Below are 18,205 nucleotides of genomic sequence, written 5' to 3'. Positions count from 1 at the left end.
CTATCCCACACTTTGAACTCTGTAAGCGTTTTCCTCAAAATTACTATATATCCTAATCGATAAGGCCTCCTCGCATAGTATCTCTTGGTAGGAGATACTACGTGGGGTAAGGGGCTGAGGGCCAGGTGGGTTGTGATTTTAAGTTAAAATTGACCGAATAATTTTAAGCATCTTGAACACATTTTATCCAAAAAATATTTTGTTTAATTCAAACATTTTACATAGATTTGTAATCTCTTAGTTAGTATCTCCTACCAAGAGATACTATTTCCCCTTTCACTTTAACATCCCCGCTCTGCACCCCCATCCCCTGGGATGATGGCATCTATTGGGCAGCTAACGCAGCCCTCGGTATGGTGGGGAACCTGCACATGACCCCATGCTGCACGTACCTAAAGGCACGTGCAGCATGGGGCTAACCTTATTGAGCAGCTATCGCAGCTCTAAGCGCTAACGCGCGGATTTGCTAATGAAGTGTGGGGAAATTGCATCCCATCAAGCATCCATACCCATATATAACGCTCTATGCGTCATGCCCCCATTTCCCATCCATTCCAAACATTACACATTATTATATACCGGATTATATACCGGCATACACCGCTCCCATCATCCCGGGGGCCGGCGGGATTTGCACGGATGGATTTTATTGGCTATCTTTGGGTTTATCAAATATCCGTTTCTTGTATATGCGAACTATATTATTGTCACTTTGCGTCGCGGCCGCCATGTCGGCCTCGGCCCACACATTATCCGACCGGGCCCACAACCCCATTTTGCCCGGATTTCACGCCGACCCCGAAATCCTATACTCGGAAAACACGGGTCGCTACTACATCTACTCCACCACCGACGGACAGCCGGGATGGGGTGGTTGGTATTTCCACGTGTTCTCATCGGACAACCTCACCGACTGGCACGACGACGGCATAATGCTCGACGTGAAGTCGGAACAGGTGCCCTGGGCCAGCGGCAACGCATGGGCCCCCGCCATTATCGAGCGCAAGGAGGGCGACGGCTACCGATACTACTTCTACTACAGCGGACACTCGCCCGAGGACAACCGCAAGGAGATAGGCGTTGCCGTGGCCGACAGCCCCACAGGCCCATTTGTCGACCTCGGCCGCCCCTTAGTCAAGGACTCTCCCGCCGGACATGGGCAGCAGATCGATGTTGATGTGTTCCGCGACCCGGCTTCGGGAAAATACTACCTCTACTGGGGCAACGGCTACATGGCCGGCGCCGAACTCAACGACGACATGACCTCGCTGAAGGAGGAAACGATAACCGTGATGACTCCGCAGGGCGGCACACTGGAAACCTACGCCTTCCGCGAAGCTCCCTACGTGTTCTACCGCAACGGCATCTACTACTTCCTGTGGTCGGTCGACGACACGGGCTCGCCCAACTACCACGTGGCCTACGGAACATCCGACAGCCCCCTCGGCCCCATCAAGGTGGCCGACCCCTGCACGATACTCATCCAGCGTCCCGACAAGGAGATCTACGGCCCGGCCCACAACTCGGTGCTCAACATCCCCGGCACCGACGAGTGGTGCATCGTGTACCACCGCATCAACAAGGAGTACATCGACCGCGACAAAGGCCCGGGCTGGCATCGCGAAGTGTGCATCGACCGCATGGAGTTCAACCCCGACGGCTCGATAAAGCCGGTAGTCCCCACCCGCTGATTACACCGACATAACATCCACAACATCAACATCATAAACCAATCATGACAATGAACGCCCGAATCACAGCAATAGCACTGTCGGCACTGCTCGCGACAGCGGCAACCGACATGTCGGCACAGTCCTACACCCACATCTCGTCGACCCAAGGCAACGAATGGAGCAGCACCAAAGGCAAAATGGAGAAAAAAGCCGCCACAGCACCCGTGCTCGAAGTGGCACGCGACGCCAAGGGGCAGGAATTCAAGGCTTGGGGCATAACTTTCAACGAACTCGACTGGGACGCGCTGTCGATGCTCACCCGCGAGGAGCAGGACGAGATTCTGCACCGCGTATTCGCCCCCGACGGCGACCTGCGCGTGACCCGTGGACGCATATCGCCGGGAGCCAACGACTACGCCCGCTCATGGTACAGCTGCGACGAGGTCGAGGGCGACTTCAACCTCAACCACTTCAACATCGACCGCGACAAGCAGGCGATAATACCCTTCATCCGCGCCGCGCAGAAGTATAACCCCGACATCACCTGCTGGATATCGCCGTGGTGTCCGCCGAGTTGGATGAAAATCAACGGCGACTACCCCGTGGTGAGCAGCAAATACAACAATCTGTCGGAGAAGCAGAACTATCTGCTCTTCGGCACCGAATCGGCCGAAATCGACGAGGACGAGATGAAGCTCACCGGAGCCCGCGACGGAGTGTTTCCGCGTCAGCTTGCCACGACCGACTACATGATACAGGATCCGCGCTACCTTAACGCCTACGCCAACTACTTCTGCCGCTTCATCGACGCCTACAAAGAGCAGGGCATACCCATCGACATGGTTATGTATCAGAACGAGGCCTACAGCTACACCCCCTACCCCGGATGCGCCTGGACCGCCGAAGGCACGATACGCTTCAACCGCGACTATCTCGCCCCCGCGCTTAAGCGCAACCATCCCGAGGTGAAGCTCTATCTCGGCACGTTCAACACCAACCGTCAGGACCATGTGGAGAAGGTGCTGAGCGACAGCGAGCTCAACAAGTCGATTTCGGGCATGGGCTTCCAGTGGGAAGGACGCGACATACTCGCCGCCATCAGGGCACAGCACCCCGACTGGTCCTACATCTGCTCGGAGAGCGAATGCGGCTGGGGAAGCTTTGACTGGCCGGCAGCCGAACACACATTCGAGCTCATCAACCACTATCTGGGCAACGGATGCAACGAATACAACTTCTGGAACTTCATCCTGGCCGACAACGGCGAAAGTCCCTGGGGATGGAAGCAGAACGCGCTGATACGCGTCGACTCCAAGGAGCGCAAGGCCACCCTCACGCCCGAGTACTATGCCGCGCGACACTACTGCCAGTTCCTCCCCAAAGGCTCGCGCATCGTGGGCTGGAAAGGCGACCAGAAAGGCACCATGCCGGTGCTCGTGGCAGTGAATCCGCAGGGCAAGCACGTGGTGATCGCCGGCAACTTCGCCGACAGCGAAGCCCCCTTCAGCCTCAAGCTCGGCGACCGCTACATCAACACCACCCTCGCCCCCCACTCCTTCAACACCTTCCTGGAGTAACCGCCGCCGGCCGCGCCGCGTATATGCAATCATATACACCCAAACAGACCCATCCACAGCATGCGGGGCGTGGCCAGATGGTATATGCCGATAGGCATATCATGTGCTTGTCCGCGGGTTGGGCGAAAGCCCTACCCGCGGACAAGCCGTGACCCCAACCCTCCACAACCCCTTGCGGTTCTAGTGGTCGGAAGAGGTTTGTAACGATAGTATTTTGATTTTTAGATTATTGACCTCTGATTTCATTGATTTTACTTGAGCCTCAAGTCTTTTTATCGTTTCTGTCTGATATCTAATCAATTCTGTCATGATGGCCTGTTTGGCTATGCGTGGCCCCATATTATGGGCAATGGAATATATTTTAACCAGCAGGGCGACAATCAGGGTCATATACAGCATTACCTGTATTCCGTGTACATTTGTTGATATAAAATGTGAAAAGCTCAGATCCTGTTTGAGAAATTTAAAGAATACCTCAATATCCCAGCGCCTTCGGTAATATTGGACAATTTCGATGGCATCTTTCTCAAAGTTATTGGTAATCAAGACCATCTCGTCATCATAGTGTCGGGCGTGGCGTCTGGTGTTTCGTGGAGATTCCGGACGCGGTGTCTTGAATCTAACCCGTATAATCCTGTAAAGGCATGAGGTATCCCATTTGTCGGATTGTTTGGCTCTGAGATAACCCTTGTCATCCGCGGTCACTACCACTTCATTGTCTGCCAGCACAGAGTCTTCGGGCAACATCGTTTCTACGGGTTGTGTGCAGCGGTTTAGGTTGAGCCTCCCTACGAAGAAGGCCAGGTTCTGTTTTGTCAGTTTCGCGATACATTTGAAATCATCCACATCCTTCAAGCCTCTGTCAAAGACATATCCATTCGACATCCCCGCCCTTTTACGCAGACATTGTGCCACAGTCTTGCTTATCGGGGCATTGTCGGCAGAATATGTCCTTTCTGTAAAGGCATTGGCCGCCACAACGTTGAGTCCGTTATAAGCCATGGTGTACTTGAGTTGTCTCCGGTCTGAAGATGTATTTTTTGTCATGCCGGTAGAGAAACCCTCCACAAGTTTGTTTGAGGTCTCGGCGACCATGGTGCTGTCAACGCGTATTATTTGCATGTCATCCAGTACAGCATCGGGTACATACTTAAGATATTTGGAGCATATCAGTGCATATGCCTCTTTGAAAAAATCTATATTTATCCTGGTCAGCCGCTCGCTGAAAGATGAATGAACCACCACTGTGCGCTTGCTGTCAGAGGTGCCATTTGTGTCCGTCATCAGCGGGATGCCATTTTTTATCGATATAATCCTTTGACTGACCTGAGATGAAGACAGCATTGCAAATATGCAGTCGTCCATCATGTCTACTCCACGTAATTTTTTTGCTTTGTAATCGACCTTTGTTTTGGCCGCTATCTCTGAGATTTTATCGTATGGGAGGTTTTTTATCACCCCGATGGCTGTTACATTATCTTTTGGGTGCTGTGTAGTCATATCTGTTTTTTTGATATAACAACCAGGCTCGACTTTTTGCTGTGTCTTCCGACCACTAGAACCCTTGCGGGTTGCACCCCCACCATTGGACGGCAGGCGCAAAAAAAGGAGGTGGGCGCGTGGGCGTCCACCTTCCGGGGAAAATTTTATAGTCGTGAAAGTTAGTCAGTCACTACTTGCATGAATTAGCCAACGTGAGGACCTGCGGCAACAAGTTCCTTACCGGCAGGATTGTTGGTGTACTTCTTGAAGTTCTTGATGAAGCGCTCGGCAAGGTCCTTAGCCTTAACGTTCCACTCTTCAGGGTTGGCGTAGGTGTCGCGAGGATCGAGGATCTTGGGATCTACACCGGGAAGTTCGGTAGGAATCTCGAAGTCGAAGATGGGGAGCTGCTTGGTGGGAGCCTTGAGGATAGCACCGTCAAGGATAGCGTCGATAATACCGCGGGTGTCACGGATAGAGATACGCTTGCCTGAACCGTTCCAGCCTGTGTTTACGAGGTAAGCCTTGGCGCCGCTCTTCTGCATGCGCTTAACGAGTTCTTCAGCATACTTGGTGGGGTGCAATTCAAGGAATGCCTGGCCGAAGCAAGCCGAGAAAGTAGGAGTAGGCTCGGTGATACCACGCTCAGTACCTGCAAGCTTAGCAGTGAAGCCTGAGAGGAAGTAGTACTTAGTCTGCTCGGGAGTAAGGATTGAAACGGGAGGAAGCACACCGAATGCATCAGCCGAGAGGAAGATTACATTCTTGGCAGCGGGGCCGGCCGAAACGGGCTCAACGATGCTCTTGATGTGGTTGATAGGATAAGATACACGAGTGTTCTCGGTTACGCTCTTGTCCTTGAAGTCGATCTTGCCTTCAGCGTCAACGGTAACGTTCTCAAGAAGAGCGTCACGAGTGATGGCGTTGTAGATGTCGGGCTCGCTCTCCTTGTCGAGGTTGATAACCTTGGCGTAGCAGCCGCCCTCGAAGTTGAAGACACCGTTGTCGTCCCATCCGTGCTCGTCGTCACCGATAAGCAGACGCTTGGGGTCGGTTGAAAGGGTGGTCTTACCTGTTCCCGAGAGGCCGAAGAAGATAGCAGTGTTCTGGCCGTTCTTGTCGGTGTTGGCCGAGCAGTGCATTGAAGCGATGCCTTCGAGAGGAAGGAAGTAGTTCATCATCGAGAACATACCCTTCTTCATTTCACCGCCGTACCAGGTGTTGATGATAACCTGCTCGCGAGAAGTGATGTTGAACACAACTGCGGTTTCGGAGTTGAGGCCGAGTTCCTTGTAGTTTTCAACCTTAGCCTTTGAAGCGTTGTAAACAACGAAGTCGGGCTTGAAGTTAGCGAGTTCCTCTTCTGAAGGAGCGATAAACATGTTGGTTACGAAGTGAGCCTGCCATGCAACTTCCATGATGAAGCGCACTGCCATGCGGGTGTCCTTGTTGGCACCGCAGAAGCGGTCAACTACGTAAAGTTTCTTATTTGAAAGTTCCTTGATAGCGATTTCCTTAACGGCATCCCAAGTCTTTTCGGTAACAGGCTTGTTGTCGTTGGGATACTCCTCGGTTGTCCACCATACATTGTCCTTTGAATTGTCATCAAGAACGATGAACTTATCCTTGGGTGAACGTCCGGTATAGACGCCTGTCATTACGTTAACGGCGCCGAGTTCAGTAACTACGCCCTTTTCAAAGCCCTCAAGCGTAGGGCAGGTTTCTTCCTTAAAGAGCTGCTCATAGGTGGGATTGTGTACAATCTCTGTGGTACCGGTGATACCGTACTGAGTTAAATCAATTTTGCTCATTTTGTAGACTTTATTTAATTGAGTTTATTAGATGTATATACTTAGTTATGGGCTATGTACTCTAAATCGCCTACAAAGATAGTCACTTTTTTGATAACGGTGACAATTAAATAAAGAAATTTTTCCGTATTACATTTTTTTAATGCTTCCCTCCCGATTACAAGCGCATATTAAGGTATTTTTTCAACGGCGGCGACGCACCGAGCGCTTCGCTCCGCTGTCGGCCGACGACTTGGGCTTCTTTGGAGCCTTCACCTTGGCCGGTTTGCGCGAATGTGACGCCGGCTTGGCCTCCTTGCGGTACTCGCCCACGGCAACCGAGTCGGCCGACTCTGCGCCGCCACGTGCCTGCACCTCCTCGCGAGTAGGCACCCACATCATGTCGTCAAACGTTTCAAGCCTGTGCTGGATGCTGTCCTGGGCGCGACGGCGGTCGTCGGGGTCGGGATACATCTGCATCATCGACAGGTTGCGCAGGTTGCGCGTCTTGTAGATTTCGCCGTCATAGAGCGACAGGGCGAAGAAGTCGTCGTAGGTGTAGCGCGATGCGTTGTTGTCGTCGTCGACAAATGTCGTTGTCGACAGCAGATAGGGGCGCAGGTCATCCATCTTTATCCAGAACATGGGATAGCGCACATCCTCGCCGCCGAAGTCGCCGGCACGGTGAAGCACCGGACACAGCGCCTGCACCGTCGTTGTCATGCGCGTCGTGGAGCGGTCGAGCTCCCATCGCTCTATTATGTAGTAGCTCAGCACCTCGTTGCAGGGCACATCGCTCTCTTCGACCACATAACGGCGACGCGCTCCGCTTCCAGCCTCGGTGTAAGGCACGTGGAAACGCTCAAGCACATCGACAGGGTTGACCCGATACTGCTCGGTAAACATCTCCCGCCCGTCGAGATACTCGTAGGCCGTAAGCTCGCCCGACGCAAAGCGGTTCATGATGATGCGGAACAGATTCTCCTGTCCGTCAACCACCTCCTGCGGATAGTAGAGCGACGCATTGGGCACCTTGGCGAGGTCGAGCGAACGATACACCACCTTCATCCACTGCGCGTCATCGTCGGGAACGCGCGAGTCGGCGGCCTGTCGCATCTGCATGCGGTCGCTCACCTGAGCCTGCGAGGCTGGGCGCTTGTCGTCGCCCCCTACGCGCCTCACGCCCGAGGAGGTCGATGCATTCTGAGCCGACAGAGCACCGGCGGCAGCGACCATGCACAGCGCCAGCGCGTAGCGATATATCGAAGTCATGACATTCATAATTTATTTTCTCCTGATTATTCTAATTTACAATAACTTCCATGGGCGAGATGTCACGTTCCACGCCGTCGGGACCCACAGCGCGTACACGCGAGATGAAGAATCGCTTACCGCGCGACAAGCGCCTGAACGCCTCGCGCTGTCGCGACGAGAACCGGGGGCCGTCCGACAGTTCGGGCATCGCATTTCCCATCGAGTCGAAAAACAACGTTTCAAACCCGAGAACCCGGTAGTTGACATCGAGCAGATTGTCGTCGATTGCCGCCTCAACCCCCTGAGCCTGCATGAGCTGCGACTTGGCAATGGGCTTGGAACCGCGATAGCGCACCTTGTTGCCCGCCTGATCGGTGATCGTCATATAGGGAGCGGGATCGGGCAGACGGCGCACCATGAAGCCGGTCGAGGCCACCTGACGGCGGCTGCCGTCGATGTCGGCGGCCACCGTCACCACCGCCTGTTCGCCTATGCGGTCGGGGCGGGCAATCCACTCGTCGCCGCGGCGCACGAGTGAGCCGTTGGTCATTGTCGCGCTCACCGACGACTGAGGCACGCCCAGCACCGAGATTCCAAGCGGATTGTCGATTCCGGCATACAGCACGTTCATCATCTTGGCCGACACAGTAGCGCCGGGCTCGATCACATTGTAAGTCGACTCGAAGTCGTGACGCGTAACAGTGCCGTCGTGGTGTGGCAGCTCGATGTAGCCCGAGTAGCTGAACGCTCCCGTAGCCGAAGCGTCGATTTCGAGCACTCCGCGGTCGTTGTCGAGGCGGCGGCCGTCGATATAGACCCTCGGGCGCTGTGTCGTGTCGACTGCGGCAAGCACAATGTCGGCCCGGTAGCTCGCTCCGCGCATCACGTTGCGCGACGACGGTATCACAAAGGCTCTCAGCTCGTTGACTCTCACATCGCCGGCATCGACATTGGCAAGAAGTGCGCCCAGCACCTCGCCCTCGGCATAGAGCAGGTCGTTCTGCAACTTGGTGAGCATGGTCACCGAAGCCACGGCCGGTTTTGACAGGAACAGTGCCTCCTCCCACGGCCGCTTGGCGAGTGCGCCGTCACGCAGCATGGGGTCGGTCGACAGTGCGCGTTGCAGGTTGTCACGCTTCACCGGGTCGGGCACAAGCGCCGTCACCTGCTCGCGATAACGCTCGATGGCCTTGCGTAGCTCTTCGCCGCGGGCATCAGGCGCAGTCACCATCACCACCGACGAGGCTTCGCGGTTTTCGGGGTGACGCAGATTGCCCGGGTCGGCATCCTCTCCGTCGGCCTCCACCGCAATGGCGAGTTTCAGCGTGTCGATGAGCGCATATAGGCTGCCGGTCATCGAGTGTATCTCCACCGCCTTGTCGCGCCATGCTCCCCCCTTCTCGGGATTCTGCGACGCTACAGCCTCAAGCCGGTCGAGAAGCGCGGTGTTGCGCGACTCCACATTCGCGTTGGAGCGCGACAACCCCTCATCGACCTGACCGAAACCGTCGAGCACATCGCTCGACACGCTCAGGGCAAGCATGGCCGTCAGGACGATATACATCAGGTTTATCATCTTCTGACGCGGCGACAGATTGCGTGTATTGTTACTTCCCATCGTAAGTCTTTATCGGTTGGACGACACGGCCGACAACGGATTGGCGGTCATGGCCGTTAGCATCTTTTCGTATATTGCGTTGAGCTGCTGCATGTGCTCGGTCATCTTCTCGGCCTCCTCGCGGTAGCGGCGCGTCATCTCCGATGAATGTTCATACATGTCACGCACATCGTTCATGCCCCGGTTGACGCGGTCGATCGTTTCAAGCTGCGACCCGGCATTCTTCAGTTGCAGCTCGTAGATGGCGTTGAGTCCGGCGATATTGCGGGTGAGGCTGCGCATCTGCTCAAGGTAGTCGGCCGACACGCGGCTTATCTCCTCGCTGTCGCTTCCCGCCGCCTTGTACTGCTCCATAAGCGTGGCCGACACCCCGGCGAGTGCGTCGGCGGCCTCGGCTATGCGTGCCACATGGTCATTCACATCGCCCGATGCCTGGCGGGGTGCCGCCGGAGCCACTGCAAGACCCGATGCACCGGTCATGACCGGGCGGTCGGCGTCACGGTGCGAGTCGAGAACGGGAAACACATCCTCCCACCGGTATTCACGCGGCGGACGGTCGAAAGCCGTCAGGATGAACATTATCACCTCGGTGCCCATGCCCACGGTGAGAAGAAGGTCGCCGCCGGGCAGGTCGAGAATCTTGAAAAGCGCACCCCATATCACGATGGCGGCGCCTATCGAATAGGCGAAATTGAAAAAGCTCTGTCCGCGGTCGCTTGACAGGAAACGCTCTACGCGGTTACGGTATCTCTTGATTTTTCCCATTGTCACAGTAGTCTATTGAGAGTTATTTGTTGCGCCCCTTGGCAAATCCGATGCGTGTGCGCACGTTACGGAATCCTATGTAGCTGCGCTGCTCGTTCTGGTACTCCCACATGCGCAGGTCGCTGCGCACGTTGTGCTGCACATCCTTCCACGAGCCGCCGCGCACTATCTTGCGCTTCATGCGGTAGGGGTCGTCGACGGCAGCGTCATATCGGTATTCGGGATTTACATCGCTTGTGAGGCGGCTCACGCTCTCGTTGTAGGCGGTCGAGGTCCACTCGCTCACGTTTCCGGCCATGTCGTATAGGCCGAAGTCGTTGGGGGCGTAGGTTCCCACCTTGGAGGTTATTATGTGGCCGTCGCGCGTGTAGTTGCCTTCGCCGGGCTTGAAGTTGGCATAGAAGCACCCCTTGTCCTCGCTCATCGGCAGGTCACCGTCCCAGGGATATTTGTTTTCGCTCTTTCCGGCTCGGGCCGCATACTCCCACTCGGCCTCGGTGGGCAGGCGGTAAGGCTCGATGTGGATGCCATCCTTGCCGAGCGACTTGCGCAGGAAGTCGGTGCGCCAGTTGCTGAATGCCATAGCCTGCTCCCAGCTCACTCCCACCACGGGATAGTCGCTGTAACCGCCGTGGGAGAAGTAGAGCCGCACGTAGGGCTCGTTAAACGAGTTGTCGAAGTCGTTGATCCACGCGGTGGTGTCGGGGTAGACATTTACTATATAGGTGTTCACGAAGTCGTAGTCGCCGGTCAGCGCACGGGTTATGGTTTCGCGCACAATCTCGCCGTCGTCGTTTATGTAGGCCGTGTCCTTCGATATCACCGGGTCGCGCGTGGGCACCGGCTTGTCGGTGTTGTATTCGCGCCGTGCCGGTTCTAGTGGTCGGAAGACACAGCAAAAAGTCGAGCCTGGTTGTTATATCAAAAAAACAGATATGACTACACAGCACCCAAAAGATAATGTAACAGCCATCGGGGTGATAAAAAACCTCCCATACGATAAAATCTCAGAGATAGCGGCCAAAACAAAGGTCGATTACAAAGCAAAAAAATTACGTGGAGTAGACATGATGGTCGACTGCATATTTGCAATGCTGTCTTCATCTCAGGTCAGTCAAAGGATTATATCGATAAAAAATGGCATCCCGCTGATGACGGACACAAATGGCACCTCTGACAGCAAGCGCACAGTGGTGGTTCATTCATCTTTCAGCGAGCGGCTGACCAGGATAAATATAGATTTTTTCAAAGAGGCATATGCACTGATATGCTCCAAATATCTTAAGTATGTACCCGATGCTGTACTGGATGACATGCAAATAATACGCGTTGACAGCACCATGGTCGCCGAGACCTCAAACAAACTTGTGGAGGGTTTCTCTACCGGCATGACAAAAAATACATCTTCAGACCGGAGACAACTCAAGTACACCATGGCTTATAACGGACTCAACGTTGTGGCGGCCAATGTCTTTACAGAAAGGACATATTCTGCCGACAATGCCCCGATAAGCAAGACTGTGGCACAATGTCTGCGTAAAAGGGCGGGGATGTCGAATGGATATGTCTTTGACAGAGGCTTGAAGGATGTGGATGATTTCAAATGTATCGCGAAACTGACAAAACAGAACCGGGCCTTCTTCGTCGGGAGGCTCAACCTAAACCGCTGCACACAACCCGTAGAAACGATGTTGCCCGAAGACTCTGTGCTGGCAGACAATGAAGTGGTAGTGACCGCGGATGACAAGGGTTATCTCAGAGCCAAACAATCCGACAAATGGGATACCTCATGCCTTTACAGGATTATACGGGTTAGATTCAAGACACCGCGTCCGGAATCTCCACGAAACACCAGACGCCACGCCCGACACTATGATGACGAGATGGTCTTGATTACCAATAACTTTGAGAAAGATGCCATCGAAATTGTCCAATATTACCGAAGGCGCTGGGATATTGAGGTATTCTTTAAATTTCTCAAACAGGATCTGAGCTTTTCACATTTTATATCAACAAATGTACACGGAATACAGGTAATGCTGTATATGACCCTGATTGTCGCCCTGCTGGTTAAAATATATTCCATTGCCCATAATATGGGGCCACGCATAGCCAAACAGGCCATCATGACAGAATTGATTAGATATCAGACAGAAACGATAAAAAGACTTGAGGCTCAAGTAAAATCAATGAAATCAGAGGTCAATAATCTAAAAATCAAAATACTATCGTTACAAACCTCTTCCGACCACTAGAACCGTGCCGGGTTCAGGCGGTTCTTTCGCTTGGCCGCCTCGGTGTAGTTGTACACCTCGTAACGGTAGGTGAGCTGCTCGGGGTCGAGCTCATGCACTCCCGTCACCGGATTCACGCGGTACATGCTCTCGATGGCACGCCGCTCGTCCTCGTCGGCGTTACGCCACGGAATGGGCTTGCTCCAGTTGAGATAGGGCCCCACGGGATTGCCGTCACGGTCCTCCTCGATGCGAAACTCGTCGTTGCCGCCATAGGCCGGGTCGGCAAGTCGCTCGCGGATTATGGAGTCACGCACCCAGTAGACAAACTGCTTGTACTTGGCATTGGTGATTTCGGTTTCATCCATCCAGAATCCGTCGACCGACACTCCGCGGGCGTCGGCTCGCAGGTTCCATGCGCTGTCGGCTTCGGCCGGACCTGCCATTATCGACCCTCGGTCGACAAGCACCATGCCATAGGGCGTAAGTTCGCTCCACGACACGCCGCCCACGCCGGTAACCTCGCCGCCGGAGTTTCCATGCCCTCCCACGGCACATGACACCGCCATGGCCGAGGCTATTATAATGATTGATAATCTTGTCGATACTCCTTTCATATTGTGATGATTACATTATGCGTATGCTTTTATGCCCGTATCGGTTGCGCGGCCCGAAGTCAAGCTTTACCTTGTAGCCGCCCCACACCTCGTGACTGCCCCGTCCCCGGCGTGACACATCGGCCACGGCACGGTCGTAACTGTAGCCGATGAAGATGTTGCTGAACTCAGCTCCGAGCAGCAGTGCCACGGCATCGTCGTGACGCCATGCCACGCCGGCCCACAGGAAGCGGTTGTAACGCACACGGGCCGTCAGCTGGCCCGTCACGCGGTCGCGGTCGACTCTCAGAAGCATTGACGGCTGTATCTCAAATAACGTGTTTTTTATAGGAATATTGCCGCCGGCCATCAAATAAAACTTGCGCCCGGCATTAAACGTGACGGCGTTGTCACCGTCGCCGTCGACATCGAGCGTGACCTGCGACCGGGTGAGATGCGTCACCGACACTCCCGCCCAGAAGTGACGCGAGTTATAGAACGCCCCAAGCGACAGGTCCACAGCCGAATGTCGTTCGTCTTCTACCGGCATGTCACCGGCTTCGTCACTTGCGGCGTCACCTTCGGGAAGCTCCCTCTCCGACCACCGGAACTCATTGTCGATGATGCCGGCCTGAACCGCGAGCGTGACGCTCGAGCTTCGTCCGGTCGTTATCTTGTAGCCGCACTGTAATCCTGCGGTGATGTTGCGGTAAAGCCCCATGCTTTCACGCTGCGCCACCACTCCTGCCGCGAGCTTGTTGCCGAGGAGGGGAAGCGGCATGTCGCCTGTGAGCATGAACGACTTGGGAGCCGGGTCGGTACCTATACGGTCCCAACGGCCGCCTACCCTCACGCGCAGGTAGTCGCTCGTGCCTATGGCGGCGGCATTGTAGTAGTTGAGTGCTTCGACATAGTTGGTCATCATCATGTCGACCTGCGCGTCGACGGTGACGGCAAGCGATGCGACCGTAACGGCAATCAGCGACAATATGCGGTTAATCCGTGTCATGCGTCACTCAAAGTAGAAGGTTAGTACAACCATGCGCGTAACCGCCTTGGAAAGCGACTGCGTGAACTTGTAACGGTCGGGGTCGTCGGCAAGGTCGGGACGGTCGTGACGCAGCATGTCGGTAAGCCCGAAGCAGAACTTCAGTTCGGGGCACAACTTGAAATAAGGGAGATAGATGTCACACCCCAACCCCAACGACACAAGGACATCGGCACTATTGAGCTGCAACAGGTCGCGGGCATGTCGCTTCGACACATCAAATGCGCCCATTACGCCGCCCACAAGATAGGGACGCACGTTGCGGTAGCGCAACGACGCATACTTCAGGTCGACAGGCAGCACCACCTGATTGCTCTTGATGTCCTGACGCTCCACGGCTCCGCTCTCGTAGTCGCGCATCACCAGGCTGCGGTTGCCGAAATAGATGCCCGGCGACACCCTGAGGCTGAACCACTCGTTGAGCCGGAAATCTACAAGTCCGCCCACACAGAATCCCGGCGAGAAGTCGGGCTGCTCGACAAACCATGACTCGCCGCCGGGCGTGACATATCCGCTATGCGTCAGCTGAAGGTCCTGGGTGTGCAGCCCCACGCTGAATCCGAGATGCCACGGCCTCAGGTCGGTATATGGGCGGTTCATCACGCGGTTGTTGCGCTGCGCACAAGCGTGACATCCCACCCCGGCTATCAGGATGAGAACGACAACGAAACGTGACAATATGACGCGACCCGCACTCATTACAAAATGTAAACGAATGCAGGTCGCGGCTTATTGTATCGACCGTTACATCATTTGGCGGGTCGGGGTATGCGCTTAACCGCCCTCGACACCTTTACGGGCATCTTCACCCAGAGGCATCCCGGAATCAAACGCCAGAAGAACACCCCTATGGCCCACCGCCAGTCGACGACGGCTATGCGTATCTTGCGCTCTATCGCATCGACAACGAGCGGAGCAACATGGTCGAGCGACATGCTCACCGGATATTTGCGCTCTTTGTCGAGAAGCGGGGTGCGCACCCATCCCGGGCGTATATCGACAAATGATATTCCGGCGCGCTTGTTGTTGGAAAGCTGTTCAAGCGCCTCAAGATAGTTCCATTGGAAACGCTTCGATGCCGAGTAGGCGGCCATCCGCCCTATGCCCTTTACTCCGGCTACCGATGTCACGGCGGCGATGGTGCCCTTGATTCTCGTGAGGCAGAAGTAGTGATAGGCCGTGTCGACCATCCTCACGAAGCCAGTTGTGTTGGTTTCGGTCACGGCCACCTCCTTGTCAAGATCAAGGCAGGGATTCTCGCTGAATATGCCGGCCACATGGAAGTAGACATCCATGCCTCCAAGCCGCCTTATAAGTTCTGTAAGCTTGTGGGGAGCGTCACTTCGGGTTACATCGATAACCTCATACTCCACCTGAGTGGGAAACATCTCCTTCAAAGCCCTCAACGGGCCCTCATTGCGTGCCGCCACGCCCACATGCCATCCGGTTAAAGCAAATATCTCGGCTGTACGGAGGCCTATCCCCGACGAGGCCCCCATGATAACAATTCGTTTCATCATCCTGAAAATCTTGGTTACTATGATGTAACACAGCCGGGCCGTCCATTGTTTGCGTCACGGCTCATCGCAGCCTCAAATATGTGTCACAGCAGAAGCTCGTAGTCGCTGTCGTCGAGGAATTGTCCGAACTTATATCCCACTTCGCGGAAATGCGACGCCTCGTAGAAGCCAAACGACTTCACCATGCGCTCGCTCGCCTCGTTGCCGGTGGTTATGCAGGCTATCAGGGCATGGAATCCGCGCTTGCGGCAGTCGTCGATAAGACACTCCATCAGCTTGCGGCCGATGCCGCGTCCGGTCATTCCGTCGAGCACGTAGGCCGAAGCCTCAAGGGTGTTGTGATAGGCTCCGCGTCCTTTCCACTCATGGGCATAGGCATAGCCTACCACGCGGCCCTCGTCCTCGCACACATAGTAGGGATAGCGCGAAGCGATAGCCTCGATGCGGTTGCGCGTCATCTCCTCGGTGGCTATGACCGTGTCGAAAGTCACGGTCGAAGTCCTTACATAGTGATTGTATATTTCGGCAATTTCCTTTGCGTCGTCGGTGCGCACTTCTCTTATCTTCATAACATCCACATTGTTTTTATTCGGCAAAGTTAAAAATTACTCCACATCCCCGCAAATCGGCAACGAAACATCGATTGCGATTTCCACATTTTTGGCGGTGTAACGCGGTTATGTGGGGGATTATCCCATCTTTTACAGTCCAAAAACGAGCAAACCCTTTTGTACATTGGCGTGAAGCCATGTGCAAAAGGGTCTATATATGTAGCACTGGAATGGGGTTATCTATATTTAACCTTTTTTAATATTAGCAATAATCTGTTTGATTTTCTGACGAGTAACAATCTCGGTGTCGAGTCTGAAGCCGGCTTTGGCATGTAGGTCATCGGTAAGATCATCCCGTGTGAAGTTAGGCTTGTAGCCTTCTCCCTTGACTATGTTCATAGTCATTGACCGTAGTTTCTCAATTATAGCGGAGGATGTGTATTTATAGTTCAGTTCCTTTTCCATTATTCTGAAGAGCAGTAGTGTGATAAAGCAGACAATGAAGTGGGCCCTTATGTGTTCCGCCGTCCAGACGAAGACGGGTCGACCCTTGAAGTCAGTCTTGATGACCCTGAAGGCATCCTCCGACTCCCAGCGGTTATGGTTCAGTTCGATGATTTTCGTCACATTGTCAGACAGATCCGTACATATCGCATAGAAGCCGTCATATTTTTCTTCTTCTGATATGGCGTCAAGATTCAGGGAGACGGTTCTGAATACCGCAACCTCGCCGTCTTCTGTGGCGTAGGTCTCGGAAAGGAACCTGTCAGGGCTCTTATAAGATTTGGTCAATGTCCTGTTTCCACGTGCATTGCTGTCAGCCTTGTCAATCTCGCGTTGACGCAGGAATCGGAGGTAGTCGCGGTATTTGTATGAAAATGTCACAATCAATCTTTGAGAGAACTTTGTCTTTTCATTGACAATCCAACGCTCGCGATAAAAAGTGCGGTCTCCGTAATAACGGGCAGTATCGGCATCAGTCAGGTCAAACTCCAGTTCATCCTCGTCTGCATCCCGGTACCGCTTGTCTTTTTGTACCGTGTCGGACTTTACAAGTTTCCATCCTGTCGGTTCCAGACACCAGTCCCTGAGATTATCCTCCAGTTTCTTTATTGACTGCACCGTTATGAATGATCTTTCTGCTGTGGAGTTATATGACCGGTTGCCTTCAGAAGAGAGACCTCCGTCTGTACAGACTACAATCTTGCTGACCCCCATCTTCTCAACTATAATCTTTTCAGTTGGAATCAAGGTAGTCTGTTCGTTGGCATTGCCGGGATTGATGCACATCGCAACCGGCATGCCGGAGTTGTCGATGAACATACCCATCTGTACGATGGGGTTCGGTCGATGTTCCTTGGAGACTCCGTACTTGCGTATACGTTCATGAACGTTCCCTTTTTTGTCTGTCACATAGTCCGGATCGGCAGATTCTCTCTCGAAAAAATAGTTGGTGCAGTCATAGTACATGACGGTCGTATCCCGTTCGACAACCTTTGACGAATTAAGGAAAAGTCTCTTCTGGATGTATTCACCGTGTCTGTCCAGGATATCCAGACTCCTGTAGATATGCTGTTTTTCTATATCAAAAGGCTCGATATAGCTTCCGCTCCTGCGATAATTACCTAGTTTTGAAGCCGGTCTCAAAAGCCGTTCGTAGACCATCAGCTCCAGAACTTTGTTGAAATCGAAGTCGAACTTATGTTTACGTGAGATTGCCTCGCATATCCTGTCCATCCCGACCTTATGGTACAGCCGTTTAAGAAACAGATATCCGCTCTCGCAACTCTGAGCCTCGCCTTTTTCAATAAGCTTTGTGGGCGACAGACGTGATATTATCACCTGCCGGCCCTCCTTCTCCTGTGCCGTAAGCCTGGCGATATATCCCCTGGCCCATTCAACAGGATCTCTGTCTCCGCATCTCTGACGAACTTCCTCAAGCGTTCCAAGGCGCTCATGGATTCTTGAGGTACTTTTGCCGTTCTTGTCCCTGTATGCCTTCTGTACATAAAGGATGGAAGTCTTTTTTGTCTTGGTTATTTTCAGCTTCATATTATGCCGCCCTGCCGTTGATTGCTACACGGTGCTACAAAGATA

Annotated in this window: 13 protein-coding genes and 2 pseudogenes; 3 read left to right on the top strand and 12 right to left on the bottom strand. The window is 53.8% G+C overall.

What is annotated here, in order from left to right:
• Positions 1-728 precede the first annotated feature (728 nt).
• Both E7746_RS00135 and E7746_RS00130 read left to right on the top strand, forming a co-directional pair.
• Positions 729-1,691 (top strand): family 43 glycosylhydrolase, encoded by a 963-nt coding sequence (locus tag E7746_RS00135; protein WP_238337398.1) that lies wholly within the window; start codon positions 729-731, stop codon positions 1,689-1,691.
• Between the two features lie 50 nt (positions 1,692-1,741).
• Entirely contained in the window at positions 1,742-3,250 is a 1,509-nt protein-coding gene (locus E7746_RS00130) for a glycoside hydrolase family 30 protein (RefSeq protein WP_136409421.1), read from the top strand.
• Positions 3,251-3,430: 180 nt separating this feature from the next.
• Here the strand turns inward: E7746_RS00130 and E7746_RS00125 are convergent, their stop codons facing one another.
• The 6 genes and pseudogenes from E7746_RS00125 to porK form a co-directional block, all read right to left on the bottom strand.
• Entirely contained in the window at positions 3,431-4,750 is a 1,320-nt protein-coding gene (locus E7746_RS00125; protein ID WP_136409420.1) for a transposase, read from the bottom strand.
• Positions 4,751-4,935: 185 nt separating this feature from the next.
• Positions 4,936-6,543 carry a phosphoenolpyruvate carboxykinase (ATP) gene (gene pckA, locus E7746_RS00120; RefSeq protein WP_136409419.1) on the bottom strand — a complete coding sequence of 536 codons (1,608 nt, stop codon included), beginning with the start codon at positions 6,541-6,543 and terminating at the stop codon, positions 4,936-4,938.
• Positions 6,544-6,726: 183 nt separating this feature from the next.
• On the bottom strand, positions 6,727-7,803 hold the full coding sequence (gene porN, locus E7746_RS00115; protein ID WP_136409418.1) for a type IX secretion system ring subunit PorN/GldN: 1,077 nt from the start codon (positions 7,801-7,803) through the stop codon (positions 6,727-6,729).
• Between the two features lie 22 nt (positions 7,804-7,825).
• On the bottom strand, positions 7,826-9,394 hold the full coding sequence (porM, locus tag E7746_RS00110) for a type IX secretion system motor protein PorM/GldM (protein WP_136409417.1): 1,569 nt from the start codon (positions 9,392-9,394) through the stop codon (positions 7,826-7,828).
• A 9-nt stretch (positions 9,395-9,403) separates the two neighbouring features.
• Complete coding sequence (gene porL / locus E7746_RS00105) at positions 9,404-10,159, bottom strand: type IX secretion system motor protein PorL/GldL (protein WP_135946371.1); 756 nt, start codon at positions 10,157-10,159, stop codon at positions 9,404-9,406.
• A gap of 22 nt (positions 10,160-10,181) precedes the next feature.
• Positions 10,182-11,039 (bottom strand): annotated as a pseudogene (gene porK, locus E7746_RS00100) (T9SS ring complex lipoprotein PorK/GldK); the annotation flags it as partial.
• A gap of 55 nt (positions 11,040-11,094) precedes the next feature.
• On the opposite strand from porK, the gene E7746_RS00095 reads away from it, so the two are divergent.
• On the top strand, positions 11,095-12,414 hold the full coding sequence (locus E7746_RS00095; protein WP_136409415.1) for a transposase: 1,320 nt from the start codon (positions 11,095-11,097) through the stop codon (positions 12,412-12,414).
• A 5-nt stretch (positions 12,415-12,419) separates the two neighbouring features.
• On the opposite strand, the pseudogene E7746_RS00090 reads toward E7746_RS00095, so the two are convergent.
• The 6 genes and pseudogenes from E7746_RS00090 to E7746_RS00065 form a co-directional block, all read right to left on the bottom strand.
• A pseudogene (locus E7746_RS00090) lies at positions 12,420-12,962 on the bottom strand (SUMF1/EgtB/PvdO family nonheme iron enzyme); the annotation flags it as partial.
• 58 nt (positions 12,963-13,020) lie between these two features.
• Complete coding sequence (locus E7746_RS00085) at positions 13,021-13,998, bottom strand: PorP/SprF family type IX secretion system membrane protein (protein WP_136409413.1); 978 nt, start codon at positions 13,996-13,998, stop codon at positions 13,021-13,023.
• A 3-nt stretch (positions 13,999-14,001) separates the two neighbouring features.
• Positions 14,002-14,736: a type IX secretion/gliding motility protein PorT/SprT gene (porT, locus tag E7746_RS00080; protein WP_136409412.1), complete on the bottom strand. Its 735-nt coding sequence runs from the start codon at positions 14,734-14,736 to the stop codon at positions 14,002-14,004.
• Positions 14,737-14,786: 50 nt separating this feature from the next.
• Positions 14,787-15,557, bottom strand: coding sequence for an SDR family NAD(P)-dependent oxidoreductase (locus E7746_RS00075; RefSeq protein ID WP_238337261.1), 771 nt, complete (start codon positions 15,555-15,557; stop codon positions 14,787-14,789).
• An 83-nt stretch (positions 15,558-15,640) separates the two neighbouring features.
• On the bottom strand, positions 15,641-16,126 hold the full coding sequence (locus E7746_RS00070) for a GNAT family N-acetyltransferase (RefSeq protein WP_123395047.1): 486 nt from the start codon (positions 16,124-16,126) through the stop codon (positions 15,641-15,643).
• Between the two features lie 228 nt (positions 16,127-16,354).
• Positions 16,355-18,160, bottom strand: coding sequence for an IS1634 family transposase (locus tag E7746_RS00065; protein ID WP_136409411.1), 1,806 nt, complete (start codon positions 18,158-18,160; stop codon positions 16,355-16,357).
• Positions 18,161-18,205: the final 45 nt, after the last annotated feature.

Origin of the sequence: Muribaculum gordoncarteri (assembly GCF_004803695.1) — a bacterium.
Classification (GTDB): domain Bacteria; phylum Bacteroidota; class Bacteroidia; order Bacteroidales; family Muribaculaceae; genus Muribaculum; species Muribaculum gordoncarteri.
This window is presented reverse-complemented; position numbering and strand designations above follow the sequence as displayed.